A 16,839-nucleotide genomic window follows, 5' to 3' on the forward strand; every position below is an offset into this window, starting at 1 on the left:
TTAGCGCCGCGCCTGGATCAGCAGCCCTCCTGCGGAGATCCTGACAGAGCAGCGCGAGAAACCTTCCCGCTTCAACCGGAACAGCACGACCGGGGCGGCAAGCCCCCGGCAGTTCGGGACGAAGAGCCTCAGTTCGCCGGAAGCATCCAGGAAAAGCCCCATACCTCCCCTGATATCCGCTGGCTCACACTCACGCACCCTATCCGGCTCGACCGGCTGGGGTGTTCCGCCTTGTGCGGGATGGAGCGCGTGCCAGATCAGCGCGATGGTTCGCAGCATCCTTGTCATGGCTTGACCTCCCCCCGTTCCTGGAACCCCTCGCCCTCTGCACCCGTTCGCTCCGGGCCACTTGTCGGCTTTGGTACCGCCACCGCGGCCTGCTGCCTGGCGGTACCGCGACTGCCCCAGTAGACGCCGGCGACCACCAGCAACCCGCCGCACAGTTGCGGCAGCACCACCCGTTCCCCCAAGAGCAGCGCAGCCTGCATCGCCCCGAAGAACGGGACCAGGTTGACGAAGACCGCCGCGCGCGAGGCACCTATCCGCCCCACCCCCTGGTACCACCAGACAAACCCGACCACAGTCCCCAAAAGTGCCAGTTGCAGGATGGCAAGCCACCCAACCCAGCTGAACGCAGGCCAGGGGCCACCCAAGACGGCGTGTTCGAGCAGCGCGGCCGGCAAGAGGAGCATCGCTCCGAACAGCGCTGCGTACGCAGTGGCTGCCAGCGGCGTGAAGGTGGCGAGAGCCTTCTTGCCCAGGATGGAGTAGAGCGCCCAGCAAAGCGGTGCACCCAGCATGATGATGTCGCCCTTGTTGAAAGCGAAGCCGGCGAGGACCGCCCAGGATCCTTTTGAGATAACCACCGACACGCCCAGCAGCGACACCAGGAGGCCGATTGCCTGGGTCAGGGTGACCCTTTCCCGGAGCCAGAGCGCGGAGAGGACTGCAGTCAGAAGCGGATTGATGGCGACGATGAGCGCGCCGCTGGTGGCTGTGGTCAGCTTCAGGCCGGTAAAAAAGACCGCGTTGTAGCAGAAGATGCCGGTGACGCCCAGGCTGAAGAGGAGGGCAAGCTCCCGCAACCCCTTGGGCACGGGGAACGGTTTGCCCTCTTTGGCTGCGTACCAGGCGGTGAGCGCGATGAGGCAGGTCCCTGCGATCGAGAACCGGCTGGTGGCCGCGAAGAAAGGAGGCGCCTCTTTTACCGCCAGGCGCGCCGCGACGAAGGTGCCGCCCCAGAAAAATGTGGTCAGAACCAGCTTCACATATACCGATTTGAGACTTCCCGTCATGCTGTCAGCACCCCGCCCCGAGGCCTACGCGGCGAAGCGCTGCACCTCTACCTAAACTTCTTTCCCTGCTCACTTCCCCTCCAACCGCGGTGCATTAAAACCAGCGGATCATTTCATGTTCCATGTCAATCTGGTAGCGGTACTTGCGCAGGAAGTCCATCCCTAGCAGGCCATCGTGTATCCCGGAGCTGCCACTGTAGGAGATCAGTTCGACCTCCATCGAAGGGCGGGCATAGGGGCCGACGGTCACCGCGTCGACGCGCACGATCCTGGAGCGCACCACCCTGCCGTCGGCCAGCTCCGCCTGCGCATTCGCGGCAGAGCGTAAATCAATGGGGAGCCTGTTGGCAACACTTTCGTGCAGTGCCGTCCTGGTGGCGCCGGTGTCGAGGACCAATTCCAGCCGGATGGCCTGGCCGCCGTGCTTCACGGTCACCGGGACCAGCACCTGGTTGTCCACCACGCGCACCTTGGTGACCATATCGCCAGCGGGGGCCGCCGCCAGCATCGCGGCGGGTCGTTCCTGTCGCTGGGAAAGCTGTTCCCCCCTTCCCCGTTGCTCCCCGTCCCCGTTTTGTTCCGCCTGCGCCGACGTAGGGATCTGGGCACCGGTCTGCACCTGCCCCTTGGGCTCAGCCTCTTCCGCGATCTGCTGGGCCTGTGCCAGCTGGACCTGCTCGCTGGCGCCATAGGGCCACAGCAGGTAAAGCATCACGCCGGCCACCGCCAGCAGGCCGGCCAACCCGGCAGCGGTCCTTGCCGCAGATACTGGTCCGGCGCGGTGGGTCTGCCGCCCGGACAGCTCATGGGCGTATCCAGCCAACTTCTTTCCGATCAGGGGATCCGGACAGGTCTGCGCAAGTTTCGCCAAGGCCCCCACCGCCCCCCGGTCACCGCCCTTGATCAGCGGGATGGCAATGGAACTGACCAGGTCCATGACCATATCCTGCAGACGCCGGTATCCCTGTACCCCGTTGGCCTGTCCCAGGACCGGGAAGACGATCCGCTCAACGTCGCAGAGGGCCGCAATCAACAACTCGTGCCTGGTGGCGGCATCGGTGCTTTCCCGCAGTTCGAGCGCGACCCTTTCCTTTATTCCCCTGCACAGATGCTCGAGATCCATGGCGATCCCCCACGGCAGCACGAATCCGCGTCATGTGGCACTGTTCGGCGACGACAGGAAATTCTAGCGTACTATGGGCAGCGCGTCAGCGCCGGTGGGCCGCCTGAGGAAAAATAGCAGCGGCCAACGAACCGCGGATCAGCGCCCGTCTTCCCCTGCCTCTTGCACCACTGCGGCGGAGCCGTCCATGGTGGTAGCGAGACGCAGGACGTAGAGCAGGATGACGCAGGCGGCTCCCCACGTGACGAACAGGATGCCGCACCAGATGCCGGTGAGGCCCCACCCGAGGACATCCGACAGGAGGTAGAAGATCGGGATCGGGAACACGATCTGCCGCGCGAGGCCGATCACCAGAGGGAAGACTGGACGTTTGAGCCCCTGCAGCACGGCGACGCTGGTGTAGAGGATGACGTAGGCGGTGAAGACGAAGCATTCGATGTGCAGGTAGTGCACGCCGATATCGACGACCACGGGGTCCTTGGTGAAGAACGACACGAGCGGCCGTGCCGCGAGGAAGACCGCCGCGGTGCCAAAGCTCATCAGGATCATGCCGGCCCGCAGCGAGGTACGGATGGTGAGCACCACGCGCTCCATCTGGCGCCCCCCGCTGTTTTGCGCCACCAGCGCCAGGGTGGCCACGTTCATCCCCATGACCGGTAGCAGGGCAATCTGCTCGATCCTGGTGCCGATGCCGTAGGCGGCGACCGCGTCGCTGCCGAAGCGGGCCACGAAGCGGGTGATGACGAAGATACCGATGGCAACGGTCATCATGTTGAGGCTCGACGGGAAGCCGAGCTTGGCGAGTTGGTAGTAGGCGTGCCGGTCCGGGATCAGCTCCGGGATGCGGAAATGCCTGAGCATACCGGACTGCCTGACCCGCATCAGCATATAGCAGTTGCCGATGGCCTGAACCAGCACGGTGGCCCATGCGATGCCGGACAGACCGAAGGCGGGCAAACCAAGGCCACCGTACATGAACCAGGGGTCGAGGGCCAGGTTCAGGAAGAAACCGAGCACCAGGTAGTTACGGAAGCTGCGGCTGTCGCCGGTGGCGTTGAGGATGGCGTTCAGGACGTAGTTGACCAGGAAGAAGACGCTGCCGGTGAAGATGCAGCCCATGTACTGCAGGGCCAGTTCCAGCACGGTTCCATGGGCGCCGAGCAGGCCGAACAGGAAGGGTGCGCAGGCTAGTCCAACCAAGGTCAGCAGCAAACCGTGCAGCAAGCCGAAAGAGAGGGTCTGTCCGGCAAGGTGGCGCGCGCCGTCGCGGTCGCCGGCACCGAGGGCATGGCCGATGAGCGAGGTGGCTCCGGTGGAGATGCCGGCCCCGATGGCGATGATCAGGAAAAAGACCGGGAAGGAGAGCGACATCGCCGCCAGGGCGTCCGTGGAGATGCGCCCACCGTAGAAGGTGTCCACCACGTTGAACATGGTGTTGAAGAAGTAACCCACGCTGGTGGGCACGGCGATCTTGCGGATCAGGCCGGGGATGGGTTGGTTGAGCAGGTCGTGACCGTGGTTCATGGCACCTTCAATTCGCTGCCTTCATAGAAAAGCTCTCCCTCCCTAGCCCTCCCCCTCAGGGGGAGGGGAAAGTGGGCAGGTTGAAGCTCCTCCGCCTGGAAGGGGGAGGCTGGGAGGGGGGGCGGTTTGTTCAAAGGAACAAGCTTACACGTCCTCCGGACAAAAAAAAAGAGCGGCGTGGCCGCTCTTCTCATTTGTTTCTGTTTCGGACGCTTAGCGCCCGCCTGCCTTGCCGGCCACCTGTACCCGGATCAGGGCGCGCTCGAGCGCGGCCTGGTAGATGCGGAAGTTCTTGTCTTCCGGGGTGAGCGACTTGAGCTCGGTCTCGGCACGCCCAAGGGCTGCCTTGGCACGCTCCAGATCGATCTCGTCGGCCCTCTCGGCGGTTTCGACCAGCACGGTGACCTGGTCGTTTTCCACTTCGAAGTAGCCCCAGTTGAGCGCCAGGTGGTGCAGCACGCCGTCCTTCTTGTAGGCCAGCTCGCCGATCTTCAGCGAGGTGAGGAAGGGGGCGTGGCCCGGAAGGACACCGAACTCGCCGAGGGCACCAGTGGCGGTGATCTCGTCCACTTCTTCGGACATGACCTTCTTGTACGGGGTTACCAGTTCAACCTTCAGTTTTTCAGCCATATAAACCTCTTGAGGTAAAGGTGCGAGGGAGAGGGGGACAGGCGGAGCCGGTCCCCTTTCCTCAAGCCTTTAGCCGTACCAGATTAATTACACCGCGAGCTTCTGAGCTTTCTCGATAGCTTCCTCGATGGTGCCGACCATGTAGAAGGCCTGCTCCGGGAGGTCGTCGTGCTTGCCAGCGATGATCTCCTGGAAGCCCTTGATGGTGTCCTTCAGCTCGACGTACTTGCCCGGGGAACCGGTGAAGGCCTCTGCCACGTGGAACGGCTGGGAGAGGAACTTCTGGATCTTACGGGCGCGGGCAACGACCAGCTTGTCCTCTTCGGAAAGCTCGTCCATACCGAGGATCGCGATGATGTCCTGGAGATCCTTGTACTTCTGGAGTACGTACTGGACCTGACGGGCTACACCGTAGTGCTCCTCGCCGATGACCTGCGGGTCGAGAATCCTGGAGGTGGAGTCGAGCGGGTCCACTGCCGGGTAGATGCCGAGCTCGGCGATCTGACGGGAAAGAACCGTGGTCGCGTCGAGGTGGGCGAAGGCGGTTGCCGGAGCCGGGTCGGTAAGGTCGTCGGCCGGTACGTAGATCGCCTGAACCGAGGTGATGGAACCCTTGGTGGTCGAGGTGATGCGCTCCTGCAGCTCGCCCATCTCGGTAGCCAGGGTCGGCTGGTAACCGACGGCGCTCGGGATACGGCCCAGAAGTGCGGACACCTCGGAACCTGCCTGGGTGAAGCGGAAGATGTTGTCAACGAAGAGGAGCACGTCCTGGCCTTCCTCGTCACGGAAGTACTCTGCGATGGAGAGCGCGGAGAGAGCAACGCGGGCACGCGCCCCCGGAGGCTCGTTCATCTGGCCGTACACGAGAGCAGCCTTGTCGAGAACGCCGGACTCTTTCATTTCCATCCAGAGGTCGTTCCCTTCACGGGTACGCTCGCCGACGCCGGCGAAAACGGAGAAGCCGCCGTGCTGCTTGGCGATGTTGTTGATCAGCTCCATGATGAGAACGGTCTTGCCGACGCCTGCGCCGCCGAAGAGGCCGATCTTACCGCCCCTGGCGTACGGTGCGAGCAGGTCGACGACCTTGATGCCGGTGGTGAACGCTTCGACCTTGGTGGACTGGTTCACGAAGAGCGGCGCCTCGCGGTGGATGCCGTACTCTTTCTCGTTTCCTACCGGACCCATCTCGTCAACCGGCTCGCCGATGACGTTGAGGATGCGGCCCAGGGTCTTGCGACCGACCGGTACGGAGATCTGCTTGCCGGTGTCCATGACCTGCTGGCCACGAACCAGACCGTCGGTACCGTCCATTGCGATGGTCCTGACGGCGTTCTCGCCAAGGTGCTGTGCGACTTCGAGAACCAGGTTGAACTCCTGGTCGTCGATCGCGGGGTTGGTTACCCTGAGAGCCTGGTAGATCGGCGGGAGCTTGCCCGGCTCGAATTCGACGTCGATAACTGCGCCGATGACCTGCGATATTTTTCCGAAGTTCTGACTCATGTTTAAACCTCTTCCTTTTGCGGCCGAGAGGGCCACATATTTTTATAAGTGTTAACCCTTGATCGATTCAGCGCCGGAGATGATTTCCATCAGCTCGGTCGTGATGGCCGCCTGACGGGCCCTGTTGTAGATCAGGGTCAGCTTGGCGATCATCTCGGTGGCGTTTTTGGAGGCGGCATCCATCGCCGTCATCCTTGCGCCATGCTCGGAGGCGACGGACTCGAGGAGGGCCTTGAAGACCTGGACCTCGATGTGCTTGGGAAGCAGTTCATCCAGGAGCGCGCCCTTGGACGGCTCGTAGATGTACTCGGTCCCGACTTCGTCCTCGTCACCGGCCTTCGGCGCGATCGGCAGCAGCTGCTCCAGGGTGATGTCCTGGCTCATGACGCTCTTGAACGCGTTGTAGATGATGAAGACTTCGTCGTACTCTTCCGCCAGGTACCCCTCGATCAGTTCGGCAGCCAGCAGGGCCGCGGTCTGGTAGGAGAGGGTGGAGAAGATGTTGCCGTGATGTTTGCGGACCGTGTGACGGTTCCTCAGGAACTCGTAACCCTTGCGGCCGATGGTCATCAGGGTCATTTCCGAGAAGTCGCCCTTGCGCTCCTTCATGAAGCGGTCGGCGGCCTTGGAGAGGTTGGCGTTGAAGCCGCCGCACAGGCCGCGGTCCGAGGTCACCACCACCAGAAGTGCACGACCGCCGTCGCGCTTCACCATGAGCGGATTGGCATCCGACTCCTGGCTCTTGGCGAGACGCTCAAGCACCTCCGCGAGCTTACCCGCGTAGGGGCGCGCCGCGACCACGTTTTCCTGGGCGCGACGCAGCTTGGCGGCCGAGACCATCTTCATGGCCTTGGTGATCTGCCGGGTATTTTTTACGGATACGATCCGTTTCTTGATGCTCTTAAGGTTTGCCATTCGCTAAGTCCGTCCTTGGTTTAGGCAGTAAATTCCTTCTTGAACTCTTCGAGGCCGGCGATGATCTGAGCTTTCAGGTCGTCGTCGATCGCCTTCTTGTCACGCAGGGTGGCGAGAACGTCCGCTTTCCTGGCGTCGAAGAACGCGTAGAGTTCCTGCTCGTACTTGCCAAGCGAGTTGACCGGGTAGTCGTCGACATAGCCGTTGTTGGCGGCGAAGATGACGAGAACCTGCTTCTCGTTGGAGAGCGGCTTGTACTGCGGCTGCTTCAGGATCTCGACCAGGCGGGCACCACGAGCAAGCTGCATCTGGGTGGCCTTGTCGAGGTCGGAGCCGAACTGTGCGAACGCTGCCATCTCGCGGTACTGAGCGAGAGCCAGACGGAGGGTACCGGCAACCTGCTTCATCGACTTCATCTGTGCGGAACCGCCGACGCGGGAAACGGACAGACCGACGTTGATGGCCGGGCGTACGCCGGAGTAGAACAGGTCGCTCTCCAGGTAGATCTGGCCGTCGGTGATGGAGATGACGTTGGTCGGGATGTAGGCCGAAACGTCACCTGCCTGGGTCTCGATGACCGGCAGAGCGGTCAGGGAGCCAGCGCCGCACTCGTCGGATACCTTGCACGCACGCTCGAGGAGACGGCTGTGGAGGTAGAAGACGTCGCCCGGGTAAGCTTCGCGCCCCGGCGGACGACGGAGCAGCAGGGAAAGCTGGCGGTATGCGACGGCCTGCTTGGAGAGGTCATCGTAGATGATGAGAGCGTGCTTGCCCGCGTCGCGGAAGAACTCACCCATGGTCACGCCGGTGTACGGCGCGATGAACTGCAGCGGTGCCGGCTCGGAAGCGGTAGCGGCGACGACGATGGTGTAGTCCATTGCGCCGTGCTCTTTGAGCTTGGAAACAACCTGGGCGACCGTGGAACGCTTCTGGCCGATTGCGACGTAGATGCAGATAACGTCGCCGCCCTTCTGGTTGATGATGGTGTCGATCGCGACGGCGGTCTTGCCGGTCTGACGGTCGCCGATGATCAGCTCGCGCTGGCCACGCCCGATCGGAACCATGGAGTCGATCGCCTTGAGGCCGGTCTGCATCGGCTGGTGAACCGACTTACGCTTGACGATACCGGGGGCCTTCACTTCCACCTTACCGAAGGTGTCGGTGTTGATCGGGCCGAGGCCGTCGATCGGCTGGCCGATAGCGTTGACGACGCGGCCGACGAGTGCCTGGCCTACCGGGACCTCAACGATCCTGCCGGTACGCTTGACGGTATCGCCTTCCTTGATCTCGGAGAACTCACCGAGGATCGCGGCACCGACGTTGTCTTCCTCAAGGTTGAGGCACATGCCGGTGATGCCGTGCGGGAACTCGAGGAGCTCGCCTGCCATCGCCTTGTCAAGACCGTGGATACGGGCAATACCGTCACCGATGGAGATGATGGTGCCGGTTTCGGCTACCGCCACTTCCTTGCCGTACTCCTTGATCTGCTTCCTGATAATCTCGCTGATTTCTTCCGCTTTGATTTCCATAGAACCGTCTCACCCCTTCTGTAATATATCCTGAATGTTAGCTAACTGAGTCCTTACCGAGCCGTCGAATACCTTGTCGCCGATCTGCGTTACCACACCGCCGATGAGCGACGGATCAACCACAACTTTGAGTTCAACCTTTTTCCCGGTCGACTTGGCCAGGGCCGATTTGATCTCCTCGACCTGGGTCGCGTCCAGCGGCAGCCCGGAGGAGAGGGTCGGCCTGATCACGCCGGAGAGCTCGTCGGCGAAGACGCCGTAGTTCTCCGCGATCTGCGGCAGCACCGAGAGGCGGCCGCGCTCGAGGAGGAGCATCATCAGGTTGGAGATCATCGGGGAGATGGAGAGTTTAGCCACCAGGTCCTTGAGGATCTCTTTCTTCTCTTCGATGCCATAGGCAGGGTTGGCGAAGATCGCCGAAAGCTCGCGGCTGTCGGTCAGGACAGTGCTGAAGCGGGACAGTTCGCCGTTGAACCCTTCCACGCTCCCTGCTTCCGAGCCAATCTGCACGAGTGCCTTGGCGTAACGTTTGGCAATAGCGTTAGTACTCAATGTAGAGTCACCACCTTGGAGATATAGTCGCCCACCAGCTTGTCCTGGTCGCCTTTTGCAATGTTCTGCTTGATCTTCTGCTCGGCCAGCTCGACCGCGAGGCGTGCTGCCTCGGCGCGGAGCTCGTCTTTCGCCTTGAGGACTTCCTGTGCCGCAGCGGCCTCGGCCTGAGCCTTGATGCGGGCGGCGGCGTCCTTGGCTTCGGCGATGATGCGCTCTTTTTCGAGCTCACCCTCGCGCTTCATGTTGGCGGAAATCACCTCGATCTCCTGGTTGGCCTGGTCAAGGCGCTGGGAGTACTCGGCGAATTTCTTCTCGGCGGCTTCCTTGGCGGCGACCGCTTCCTGCAGGGTCTTCTCAATCCCTTCGCGGCGTGCGGCCAGGGTGCCTTTCACGTCGGCCTTCTTGAGGGCCCAGACGGCGATGGCGACCAGTGCGGCGAAGTCGATGCAGCGCCACATGAAGTCCTTCATCTGGGCTGCCTGGTGGCCGCCTTCGTGTGCTGCACCTGCGCCCTCGGCAGCTTCCTGGGCGAAGCCAAGGGAAGCCAGGGCGATAACAGCGCCCGCGGTGAGCAGGGAAACTATGAGCTTCTTGTTCTTATGCATGCTAGAGACTCCTCCCCAGAACTTTTTCGCAGATTTCGGCGGACAGGGTCTCGGCGCTGGAGGTGAGCAGGCGACGTGCTTCCTCGGCCTCCTGGGCCACCTTGGCCTTGATGGCGGAAAGCGACTCGGTAGCTTCGGCACGCGCCTTGTCGAGGATGGCGGCCTCCTGCTGCTGGGCCTCCTTCTTCAGGGCACCACGCTCGTCGGCAGCACCGGCGCGGATCTCGCGCATGCGTGCCTCGTAGCTGGCCAGCTTCTCCTGCACTTCCCTGTCGACTTCGGCGCTTTTCTGCTTCGCCCCGTTGACCTGGGCGGCGCGGTCGGCGAGCTGTTTCCTGATCGGCTTGTAAAGGAAGACGTTCAGGAGCAGTACGAGCACCAGGAAGTTCACCAGCTGGAATACAAATGCGATGTCTAAATTGATCACCAAACCACCTCTATTCGAACATTTTTAAAGGCGTCTACGCCTTCATACTGTGCAGGGGTCCGCGCAAAACAGGTGATTGCTATCACATAAATGCTTTTTGTGTCAAGCGATTTATCCGTTTGCGTGAAGAATTGTATACACTTGGACACTGCCGAACATCAGTGTTTTGCGACCCCAAAGCTGTGCCAATCCGGGTGCCGCGGGACTGTCTCAAGAGCGCGAACCGAGAGTTAGCGCGGGTTCTGTAGACAGAATCGTGTATGACATTTGGAACGATGTTCGGAATTGCTCCCCGTGCAGGGGTGGATCTGAAACAGGTACGGCAGGTGTTGCTGAGGAAAAAGGAAGAAGCTTCGTCTTATTCCCCCTCTTGCGGGAGGTGCCCGTTTCCCCTCTCCCGGAGGGAGAGGGGGATGGACGAAGTGGGGAGTACTCTGCTCCGAGCCTAGAGGTTCAACAGCTCCACGATGCGAGTCAGTTCCTTCATGTCGCCGAAGCTGATCTCCAGCTTGCCGCCGCGCCCGGAGCGCTTGAGGGCAACCTTGGCGGCGAAGTGGCGCTGCATGCGGTCTACGAGGTCCTTCTGGTCCGGGTCGAGCGATGGCTTGGCCATCTTCTTGGCCGGCCCCGCCTTCTTGCGCTTGACCAGCGCCTCGGTCTCGCGCACCGAGAGGTGCCCCTTGACGATCTCGTCACGGACGGCCTTCTGCTCCTCGACGTCTTCCAGGGTCAACAGCGCACGCGCGTGCCCCATGGAGATGCGGTCCTCGGCCACGTCACGCTTGATCTCGGCGGGGAGACGCAAGAGACGCAGGGCGTTGGCGATGGTCGAGCGCTCCTTGCCCACCCTCTTGGCCAACTCCTCCTGGGACAGGGAGAAGCGCTCCAGGAGCGCGTGGTAGGCCTCGGCCTCTTCGACCGCGTTCAGGTCCTCGCGCTGGATGTTCTCGATGAGGGCCATCTCCAGGGCGGTCTCCTCGGAGACGTCCTGGATAACGACGGGGACTTCCCTGAGGCCCGCCTTTTGGGCGGCGCGCCAGCGCCGCTCACCGGCGATCAGCTCGTAATGGCCGGCCTTCTTGACCACGACCAAGGGCTGGATGATCCCCTTCTCGCGGATGGACGCCGCCAACTCCTCCAGCTTCTCGTTGACGAAGGTCTTCCTGGGCTGTTCCTTGTTGGGCTTGATGTCTTCGATCGGGCAGGAGAAGTACTTCTTGCCGTGGTCTTCCACGACCGGGAGCAGCGCCCCCATCCCTTTACCCAGTCCCATTTTTTTAACCATGCGACACCTCGCGCGCGATGAGTTCCTTGGCCAGATCCATGTAGCTGGTCGCCCCCTTGGAGGTGATGTCGTACAGGCAGATCGGCTTGCCGTGCGACGGTGCCTCGGAGAGCCTGACGTTCCTCGGGATCACGGTCTGCAGGGTCTCCTTGGGGAAGTGGGAGCGCATCTCCTCGCCGACCTGGCGCGACAGGTTGTTCCTGGCGTCGAACATGGTGAGCAGGATCCCCTCGATGGAGAGTGACTTGTTAAGCCCCTGCTGGATCAGGTTGATGGTTTTCAGTATCTGCGAAAGCCCTTCCATGGCGTAGAACTCGCACTGCAGCGGAATCAGGACAGAATGCGCCGCGGTCATCGCGTTGATGGTGAGAAGGTTCAGCGAGGGGGGGCAGTCGATGAAGATGTAGTCGTAGGAGTCGGAGAGGGAGCTAAGGATCTTCTTCAACTTTCTCTCGCGGTCGGTGACGCTGACCAACTCCAGTTCGGCACCGGCGAGATCGGAGGTTGCCGGAAGCAGGTGCAGGTAGGGGAGCTCAGTTTTCAGGACAATGCGCGACGCCGGTGCATCGTCGATAAGGGCATCATAGATGCTCTCTTCGAGGAGATCCTTGTCGGCTCCCACGCCGCTCCCTGCGTTCCCCTGCGGATCCATGTCCACCAGGAGCACGCGGCGTTCGGCCACGGCCAGCGAGGCCGACAGGTTCACGGCCGTCGTGGTCTTGCCCACCCCACCCTTTTGATTCGCCACACAGATGATCTTAGCCATAGTTTCTTCTCGATTTGTAAATGATCCGAGTGTTGCCGAAAATGCAAAGCAGGGAAAATTACCATACTGCCGGAGCTATGAAAAGTGTTTTCTCAGAGAACGGCGCCGCGCGTTCCTTGACTTAGGTCAAGGCGCCCTGACCGGTCGAGGTTTAAGCTGACGTCGCTGAACCAGCTGATAACCCGATGTCGTGGAAGGAGTCCCCACATGAAGAAAACGCTTTTGGTCCTGTCGTTGCTGCTTGTCGCCCCCGCCGCCTATGGCTTCGAGTGCAACGTCTGTCACAGCAAGAACCCCGCGATGGTGAAGATGCACAAGGCCCTGAAAGGGCGGAACTGTTTCGACTGCCATAAGATGGGCGAGAAGCTGATGGGCAAAGGGATCCCGAAAGACAAGGCCGCCCAGATCAAGCGCCGCGAGACCGAAGAGATCTGCTTCGAGTGCCACAAGAAGAGCTGACGGACGTTCTAAGTTTCTACGTCTAAAACCCAGCACCTGTGCCCCATCCGCCCTCTCCTGCGGATGGGGCTTTTTTGTCCTGCCTCCCCCGGAGGGGAATACCTGAGGGACTTGTCCACCGTAGCCTTGGCGAAGGTGGATTGCGGTTCCTATGTCCCCGGATATACTTGAGGCTTCAGTGCTATGAATTCCAGGAGGATGCATGACTCGCCCGGCAGATTTCTCGATCCGCACCAAGTTCTTCGGACTGATGTCCCTGCTTCTGATCGCCCTCCTGCTCGCCTCAGGAATCCTCCTGTACCAGCGCCAGAAAGCCTTCGTGATCCGCTTCGCGGTGGACAACGCCCGCAGCTTCGCGACGCAGCTCATCGAGACCCGCGAGTACATGTCCTCGGTAGTTAAGAACGAGCCGGAAACGAACTACAGCCTGGTGCCGCAGGTAGTGGCGACCCAGGTCGCCAAGCGGGTCACCCAGAACAGCAAGTTCTACGTGCGCCAGGTGTCGCTGCGCTACCGCAACCCGGAAAACCGCCCAGACGCTTACGAGACGGCACAGTTGCAGAAGTTCATCAAGAACCCGGTAACAGAAAGCTACGACGTCGTAAAAAGCGGCGACACCAGCGTCTTCCGCTACCTGCAGCCGATGCGGGCCACCCCTTCCTGCCTGGGATGCCACGGCAGCTACGAAAGCGCCCCCGACTTCGTGCGGAAGCGTTTCCCACCCGGCCACTACTCCTACAATTACCGCGTGGGCGAGGTGATCGGCGCGGTGTCGGTGAGTATTCCGATGAAGGACCTGTACGCCCAGTTGGGCGCGAATTTCAAACTCGACCTGCTCGCCCGCGCGCTGGTGTACCTCATCGTCACGGTCGTGATGGGGATCATCATGAGCCGGCTGATCATCTCGCCGGTGAAGCTCCTTTCGGACCGGATCATCGATGTCACCCGAACCGGCAACTATCACGAAAGGCTGCAACAGAAAAACCGCGACGAGATCGGCATGCTCATCGCCGCCTTCAATGACATGATGGAGGAGCTCTCGCACCGCACGGTCCAGTCGCGCGAGGCGGACGAGCGCTACCGCCGCTTCATCGAGGTGGCCGCCTCCGCGGTGGTCACCTTCCTCAAGGACGGTAAGATGGTGATCGTCAACGAAAAAGCCGAGGCGCTCTTCGGCCGCAACCGGCAGATGCTGCTTGGCGAGTCCATCTTCGATTTCCTGGAGGGGGGGCATGAGCTGCGGCAGCGGATCGAACAGCCCGGCGAGTTCAAGGAGGAGACCACGCGTCAGCGGGTAATCAGCGCGGCCGGCAAGCCGGTCACCGTCGAGATGGTCGTTTCCGCTTCCAGGGCAGATCGGGAGCCGCTCTACACGGCGATCCTGCGGGAGCGTAACGGCGGCTAAGGCATCGGAGGGAGAGAAAGTTTTGCTGTGCCGTCGCGTGTTGTGTTAGAGTGTGCCGACAAAATCAAGGAGAGTTAGATTCCATGGCAAAAGCAGGTAAAGAACTTTACGTAGGCAGCCTGTCCTACGATGTCACCGAATACGAGTTGCAGAAGCTGTTCGCCGTTTCCGGCACGGTCACCTCGATGCACCTGATCAGGGATCCAGAGACCGGCCAGTTCAAGGGGTGCGGCTACGTCAGAATGTCGACCGAGGCCGAGGCGAAGGACGCCATCGAGTCCCTGGACGGCGCGTGGCTCCTCGACAAGCAGATCACCGTCTCCTATGCCAACCCGCAAAAGATGAAGGCGGGCGGTGGCGGCGCCAAGACCCTGCCCAGGTGGCGTATCGAGGCGGCCGAGAAGAAAGCCGCAGAGAAGAAGGCCGCAGCAGCGGTAACAACCACGAAGCCGGCTGCAAAACCGGCAGCCAAGTCGGCAGCAAAACCCGCCGCTAAACCGGTTGCTCAGTCGTCAGCAAAACCGGCAGCAAGGCCGGCGGGAAGTCCTGCCGCCAAGCCAGCAGGTAGACAGGCAGCCGCCAAAACAGGAGCGGCACGCCCCGCCGGTGGCTCCAAGCCCGCAGGCAGCAAGCCTGCCTCCCGTCCCGGCAACGCTGCCAAGCCCGGCAGCAGGACCGGCAAACGCTAACTGCCTTCCTCTCCCGTCTCTGCCCCCTCCCCCTCCCCCTCCCCCTCCCCCTCCCCCTCTCCCTCTCCCTCCCCCTCTCCCTCTCCCTCTGGGAGAGGGCCGAGGTGAGGGCGTCACGAACAAGCAAGCACTCCCCATCGGCATCGCCCTCACCCGGCCTTCGGCCACCCTCTCCCAGAGGGAGAGGGCACCATCGAACCCCCCACCCGCCTTCTCGTGAACACGTCCCAGCTTCCCTTCTAACCAGCAACCGTCTATACTACGCCTCATGATAACCCAGGAGATGATCAAGAACTTCCCCACCTCCCCCGGCGTCTACCTCATGAAGGCCTCGGACGGCACCGTCATCTACGTCGGCAAGGCGCGCAACCTGAGAAACCGCGTCCGGGCCTACGTGGGCGACACCCGCGATTCCCGCGTCCACATCCGGTTCATGGTGCAACTGGTCCAATCGGTGGACTACCTGGTCACCGATACGGAAAAAGAAGCGCTGATCCTCGAAAACACGCTGATCAAGCAGCACCGACCGAAGTACAACATCAACCTGCGCGACGATAAGACCTACTTCTCGCTGCGCATGGACATGAAAGAAGAGTTCCCGCGCCTGTCACTGGTGCGCAAGATCCCCTCCGACGGCGCGCGCTACTTTGGCCCCTATTCTTCCGCCACCGCCGCGAAGGAGGTGCTGAAGCAGCTCTACAAGATGTTCCCGCTGCGCCACTACCCGCTGGCGACCTGCATGGCGCGCAAGCGCCCCTGCCTGTACCACCAGATCAAGCAGTGCTCCGCCCCTTGCTGTGGGCTGATCACCAAGGAGGAATACGCGGCCCTCGCCGAGGGGGCGGCCCTGTTCCTGGAAGGTAAAAACACCGAGATCGCCCGCCTCTACCGGGCCAAGATGAACCAGGCTTCCCAGGACATGCGCTACGAGGACGCCGCACGCTACCGCGACCTGGTGCGCGCGATCGAGGTGACCGTGGAACGCCAGAAGATGGTGGCGCAAGGGGGTGACAGCGACGTGTTCGGTGTGCACCGCGAGGGGGACCAGATGCAGATCGCCCTCTTGCACATCCGCGGCGGCACCGTGACCGGCGGCCGGACCTTTCTGTTCGACTGGGAGCTGGAGACCGAGGAGGGATTGGCCTCCTTCCTCAACGAGTACTACGACCTGGACGCCCCGCTCCCCCCCCAGGTGTTGATCCCGCTCCCCATCCCGGAGCCGGGTCCGCTCGAGGAGCTCCTGTCCGAGAAGGCGGGCAAGAAGGTGGTCATCGCCGCACCGCAGCGCGGTCCCAAACTGGAGATGGTGAAGCTGGCCCAGAAGAACGCGGAGACCGCGGCGCAGGAACGGCTGGCCAAGGAAAGCTCGTCCGCAACGCTCTTAACCGAGCTCGCCGAGAAGCTGCACCTTGCCCGCACCCCGAGGAGGATCGAGTGCTACGACATCTCCAACATCCAGGGGGAAATGGCAGTCGGCAGCCGGGTGGTCTTCATTGACGGCAAGGCCGACAAGAACCTGTACCGGCGCTACCGCATCAAAGGGGTATTCCAATCCGACGACTTCGCCATGATGCGCGAAGTGCTGTCGCGTCGCTTCAAGGCGGAGACCACTGAGGACCAGCCCGACCTGATCGTGGTGGACGGCGGTCTCGGCCAATTGGGAGTACTCAACGCGGTGTTGGACGAGCTGGGGGTGACCGGGGTGGAGGCGGCGGGCTTGGCCAAGAGCCGCACCTTCCGGGACATGGAGAGCGAGCAAATCTCGAAGAGTGACGAGCGTGTGTTCCGCCCGGGGCGCAAGAACCCGATCACGCTCCGGCAGAGTTCCGCGCCGTTGCTCCTTTTGGCGCGCATACGGGACGAGGCGCACCGCTTCGCCGTCACCTACCACAAGGCCGTGCGCAGCAAGACCCTGACCGGCTCCAGCCTGGACCAGGTGCCGGGGATCGGCGCCAAGAGGAAGAAGGCGCTCTTGAAACATTTCGGGAGCTTGAGAGGTGTGCAGGGTGCGGCGCTGGAGGAACTGATTGCCGCGCCGGGAATGACCGAGACAGCAGCGCGGGCGCTGTGGGAACACCTGCACGGAGAAAAGCAGCCGACGTAACTCCTCCCCCCGGAGGGGGGAGGAGCAG

The 16,839-nt window shown here is 62.0% G+C and carries 17 protein-coding genes; 4 read left to right on the forward strand and 13 right to left on the reverse strand.

Features of this window, described 5'->3' with window-relative positions; genetic code table 11:
* The 13 genes from K7R21_RS13805 to K7R21_RS13865 form a co-directional block, all read right to left on the reverse strand.
* On the reverse strand, positions 1–288 hold the full coding sequence (locus K7R21_RS13805) for a hypothetical protein (protein ID WP_224983877.1): 288 nt from the start codon (positions 286–288) through the stop codon (positions 1–3).
* Complete coding sequence (locus K7R21_RS13810; RefSeq protein ID WP_224983878.1) at positions 285–1,295, reverse strand: DMT family transporter; 1,011 nt, start codon at positions 1,293–1,295, stop codon at positions 285–287. Before K7R21_RS13810 ends, K7R21_RS13805 begins: the two co-directional genes overlap by 4 nt.
* 94 nt (positions 1,296–1,389) lie before the next feature.
* Positions 1,390–2,418 carry a retropepsin-like aspartic protease gene (locus K7R21_RS13815; protein WP_224983879.1) on the reverse strand — a complete coding sequence of 343 codons (1,029 nt, stop codon included), beginning with the start codon at positions 2,416–2,418 and terminating at the stop codon, positions 1,390–1,392.
* 138 nt (positions 2,419–2,556) lie between these two features.
* The gene (locus tag K7R21_RS13820; protein ID WP_224983880.1) at positions 2,557–3,942 is read right to left on the reverse strand and encodes an MATE family efflux transporter; all 1,386 of its coding nucleotides are present in this window, start codon (positions 3,940–3,942) and stop codon (positions 2,557–2,559) included.
* Positions 3,943–4,155: 213 nt separating this feature from the next.
* A complete protein-coding gene (locus K7R21_RS13825) occupies positions 4,156–4,572 on the reverse strand; it encodes a F0F1 ATP synthase subunit epsilon (protein ID WP_183343904.1) in 417 nt (138 codons plus the stop codon).
* Between the two features lie 87 nt (positions 4,573–4,659).
* Entirely contained in the window at positions 4,660–6,072 is a 1,413-nt protein-coding gene (gene atpD, locus K7R21_RS13830; protein WP_224983881.1) for a F0F1 ATP synthase subunit beta, read from the reverse strand.
* Between the two features lie 51 nt (positions 6,073–6,123).
* A complete protein-coding gene (gene atpG / locus K7R21_RS13835) occupies positions 6,124–6,987 on the reverse strand; it encodes an ATP synthase F1 subunit gamma (protein ID WP_224983882.1) in 864 nt (287 codons plus the stop codon).
* Between the two features lie 20 nt (positions 6,988–7,007).
* Positions 7,008–8,516, reverse strand: coding sequence for a F0F1 ATP synthase subunit alpha (atpA, locus tag K7R21_RS13840; protein ID WP_224983883.1), 1,509 nt, complete (start codon positions 8,514–8,516; stop codon positions 7,008–7,010).
* Positions 8,517–8,525: 9 nt separating this feature from the next.
* Complete coding sequence (gene atpH / locus K7R21_RS13845) at positions 8,526–9,068, reverse strand: ATP synthase F1 subunit delta (RefSeq protein ID WP_224983884.1); 543 nt, start codon at positions 9,066–9,068, stop codon at positions 8,526–8,528.
* A complete protein-coding gene (locus tag K7R21_RS13850) occupies positions 9,065–9,676 on the reverse strand; it encodes a F0F1 ATP synthase subunit B family protein (protein WP_224983885.1) in 612 nt (203 codons plus the stop codon). The genes atpH and K7R21_RS13850 overlap by 4 nt, the downstream gene beginning before the upstream one ends.
* A 1-nt stretch (position 9,677) precedes the next feature.
* Positions 9,678–10,103 carry a F0F1 ATP synthase subunit B family protein gene (locus tag K7R21_RS13855; protein WP_224983886.1) on the reverse strand — a complete coding sequence of 142 codons (426 nt, stop codon included), beginning with the start codon at positions 10,101–10,103 and terminating at the stop codon, positions 9,678–9,680.
* Positions 10,104–10,548: 445 nt separating this feature from the next.
* Positions 10,549–11,388, reverse strand: coding sequence for a ParB/RepB/Spo0J family partition protein (locus tag K7R21_RS13860; RefSeq protein ID WP_224983887.1), 840 nt, complete (start codon positions 11,386–11,388; stop codon positions 10,549–10,551).
* Positions 11,381–12,154 carry a ParA family protein gene (locus K7R21_RS13865; protein WP_224983888.1) on the reverse strand — a complete coding sequence of 258 codons (774 nt, stop codon included), beginning with the start codon at positions 12,152–12,154 and terminating at the stop codon, positions 11,381–11,383. Before K7R21_RS13865 ends, K7R21_RS13860 begins: the two co-directional genes overlap by 8 nt.
* 207 nt (positions 12,155–12,361) lie before the next feature.
* Between K7R21_RS13865 and K7R21_RS13870 the strand changes: the two genes are divergently transcribed.
* From K7R21_RS13870 to uvrC, 4 genes are all read left to right on the forward strand, one after another.
* On the forward strand, positions 12,362–12,613 hold the full coding sequence (locus tag K7R21_RS13870) for a cytochrome c3 family protein (protein ID WP_224983889.1): 252 nt from the start codon (positions 12,362–12,364) through the stop codon (positions 12,611–12,613).
* A 202-nt stretch (positions 12,614–12,815) separates the two neighbouring features.
* Positions 12,816–14,018, forward strand: coding sequence for a c-type heme family protein (locus tag K7R21_RS13875; RefSeq protein ID WP_224983890.1), 1,203 nt, complete (start codon positions 12,816–12,818; stop codon positions 14,016–14,018).
* Between the two features lie 83 nt (positions 14,019–14,101).
* A complete protein-coding gene (locus tag K7R21_RS13880) occupies positions 14,102–14,707 on the forward strand; it encodes an RNA recognition motif domain-containing protein (RefSeq protein WP_224983891.1) in 606 nt (201 codons plus the stop codon).
* Positions 14,708–14,975: 268 nt separating this feature from the next.
* Positions 14,976–16,811 (forward strand): excinuclease ABC subunit UvrC, encoded by a 1,836-nt coding sequence (gene uvrC, locus K7R21_RS13890; protein WP_224983892.1) that lies wholly within the window; start codon positions 14,976–14,978, stop codon positions 16,809–16,811.
* The last annotated feature ends 28 nt before the right edge of the window (positions 16,812–16,839 follow it).

The sequence above is a fragment of the Geomonas agri genome, assembly GCF_020179605.1.
GTDB classification, from domain to species: domain Bacteria; phylum Desulfobacterota; class Desulfuromonadia; order Geobacterales; family Geobacteraceae; genus Geomonas; species Geomonas agri.

Bases quoted from the DNA above. Each gene is read 5' to 3' on its own strand.
- atpA (WP_224983883.1), bottom strand. From the start codon at position 8,516: ATGGAAATCAAAGCGGAAGAAATCAGCGAGATTATCAGGAAGCAGATC.
- K7R21_RS13820 (WP_224983880.1), bottom strand. From the start codon at position 3,942: ATGAACCACGGTCACGACCTGCTCAACCAACCCATCCCCGGCCTGATC.
- K7R21_RS13810 (WP_224983878.1), bottom strand. From the start codon at position 1,295: ATGACGGGAAGTCTCAAATCGGTATATGTGAAGCTGGTTCTGACCACA.
- K7R21_RS13815 (WP_224983879.1), bottom strand. From the start codon at position 2,418: ATGGATCTCGAGCATCTGTGCAGGGGAATAAAGGAAAGGGTCGCGCTC.
- uvrC (WP_224983892.1), top strand. From the start codon at position 14,976: ATGATAACCCAGGAGATGATCAAGAACTTCCCCACCTCCCCCGGCGTC.
- K7R21_RS13870 (WP_224983889.1), top strand. From the start codon at position 12,362: ATGAAGAAAACGCTTTTGGTCCTGTCGTTGCTGCTTGTCGCCCCCGCC.
- K7R21_RS13865 (WP_224983888.1), bottom strand. From the start codon at position 12,154: ATGGCTAAGATCATCTGTGTGGCGAATCAAAAGGGTGGGGTGGGCAAG.
- K7R21_RS13825 (WP_183343904.1), bottom strand. From the start codon at position 4,572: ATGGCTGAAAAACTGAAGGTTGAACTGGTAACCCCGTACAAGAAGGTC.
- K7R21_RS13880 (WP_224983891.1), top strand. From the start codon at position 14,102: ATGGCAAAAGCAGGTAAAGAACTTTACGTAGGCAGCCTGTCCTACGAT.
- K7R21_RS13850 (WP_224983885.1), bottom strand. From the start codon at position 9,676: ATGCATAAGAACAAGAAGCTCATAGTTTCCCTGCTCACCGCGGGCGCT.
- K7R21_RS13805 (WP_224983877.1), bottom strand. From the start codon at position 288: ATGACAAGGATGCTGCGAACCATCGCGCTGATCTGGCACGCGCTCCAT.
- atpD (WP_224983881.1), bottom strand. From the start codon at position 6,072: ATGAGTCAGAACTTCGGAAAAATATCGCAGGTCATCGGCGCAGTTATC.
- K7R21_RS13860 (WP_224983887.1), bottom strand. From the start codon at position 11,388: ATGGTTAAAAAAATGGGACTGGGTAAAGGGATGGGGGCGCTGCTCCCG.
- K7R21_RS13875 (WP_224983890.1), top strand. From the start codon at position 12,816: ATGACTCGCCCGGCAGATTTCTCGATCCGCACCAAGTTCTTCGGACTG.
- atpG (WP_224983882.1), bottom strand. From the start codon at position 6,987: ATGGCAAACCTTAAGAGCATCAAGAAACGGATCGTATCCGTAAAAAAT.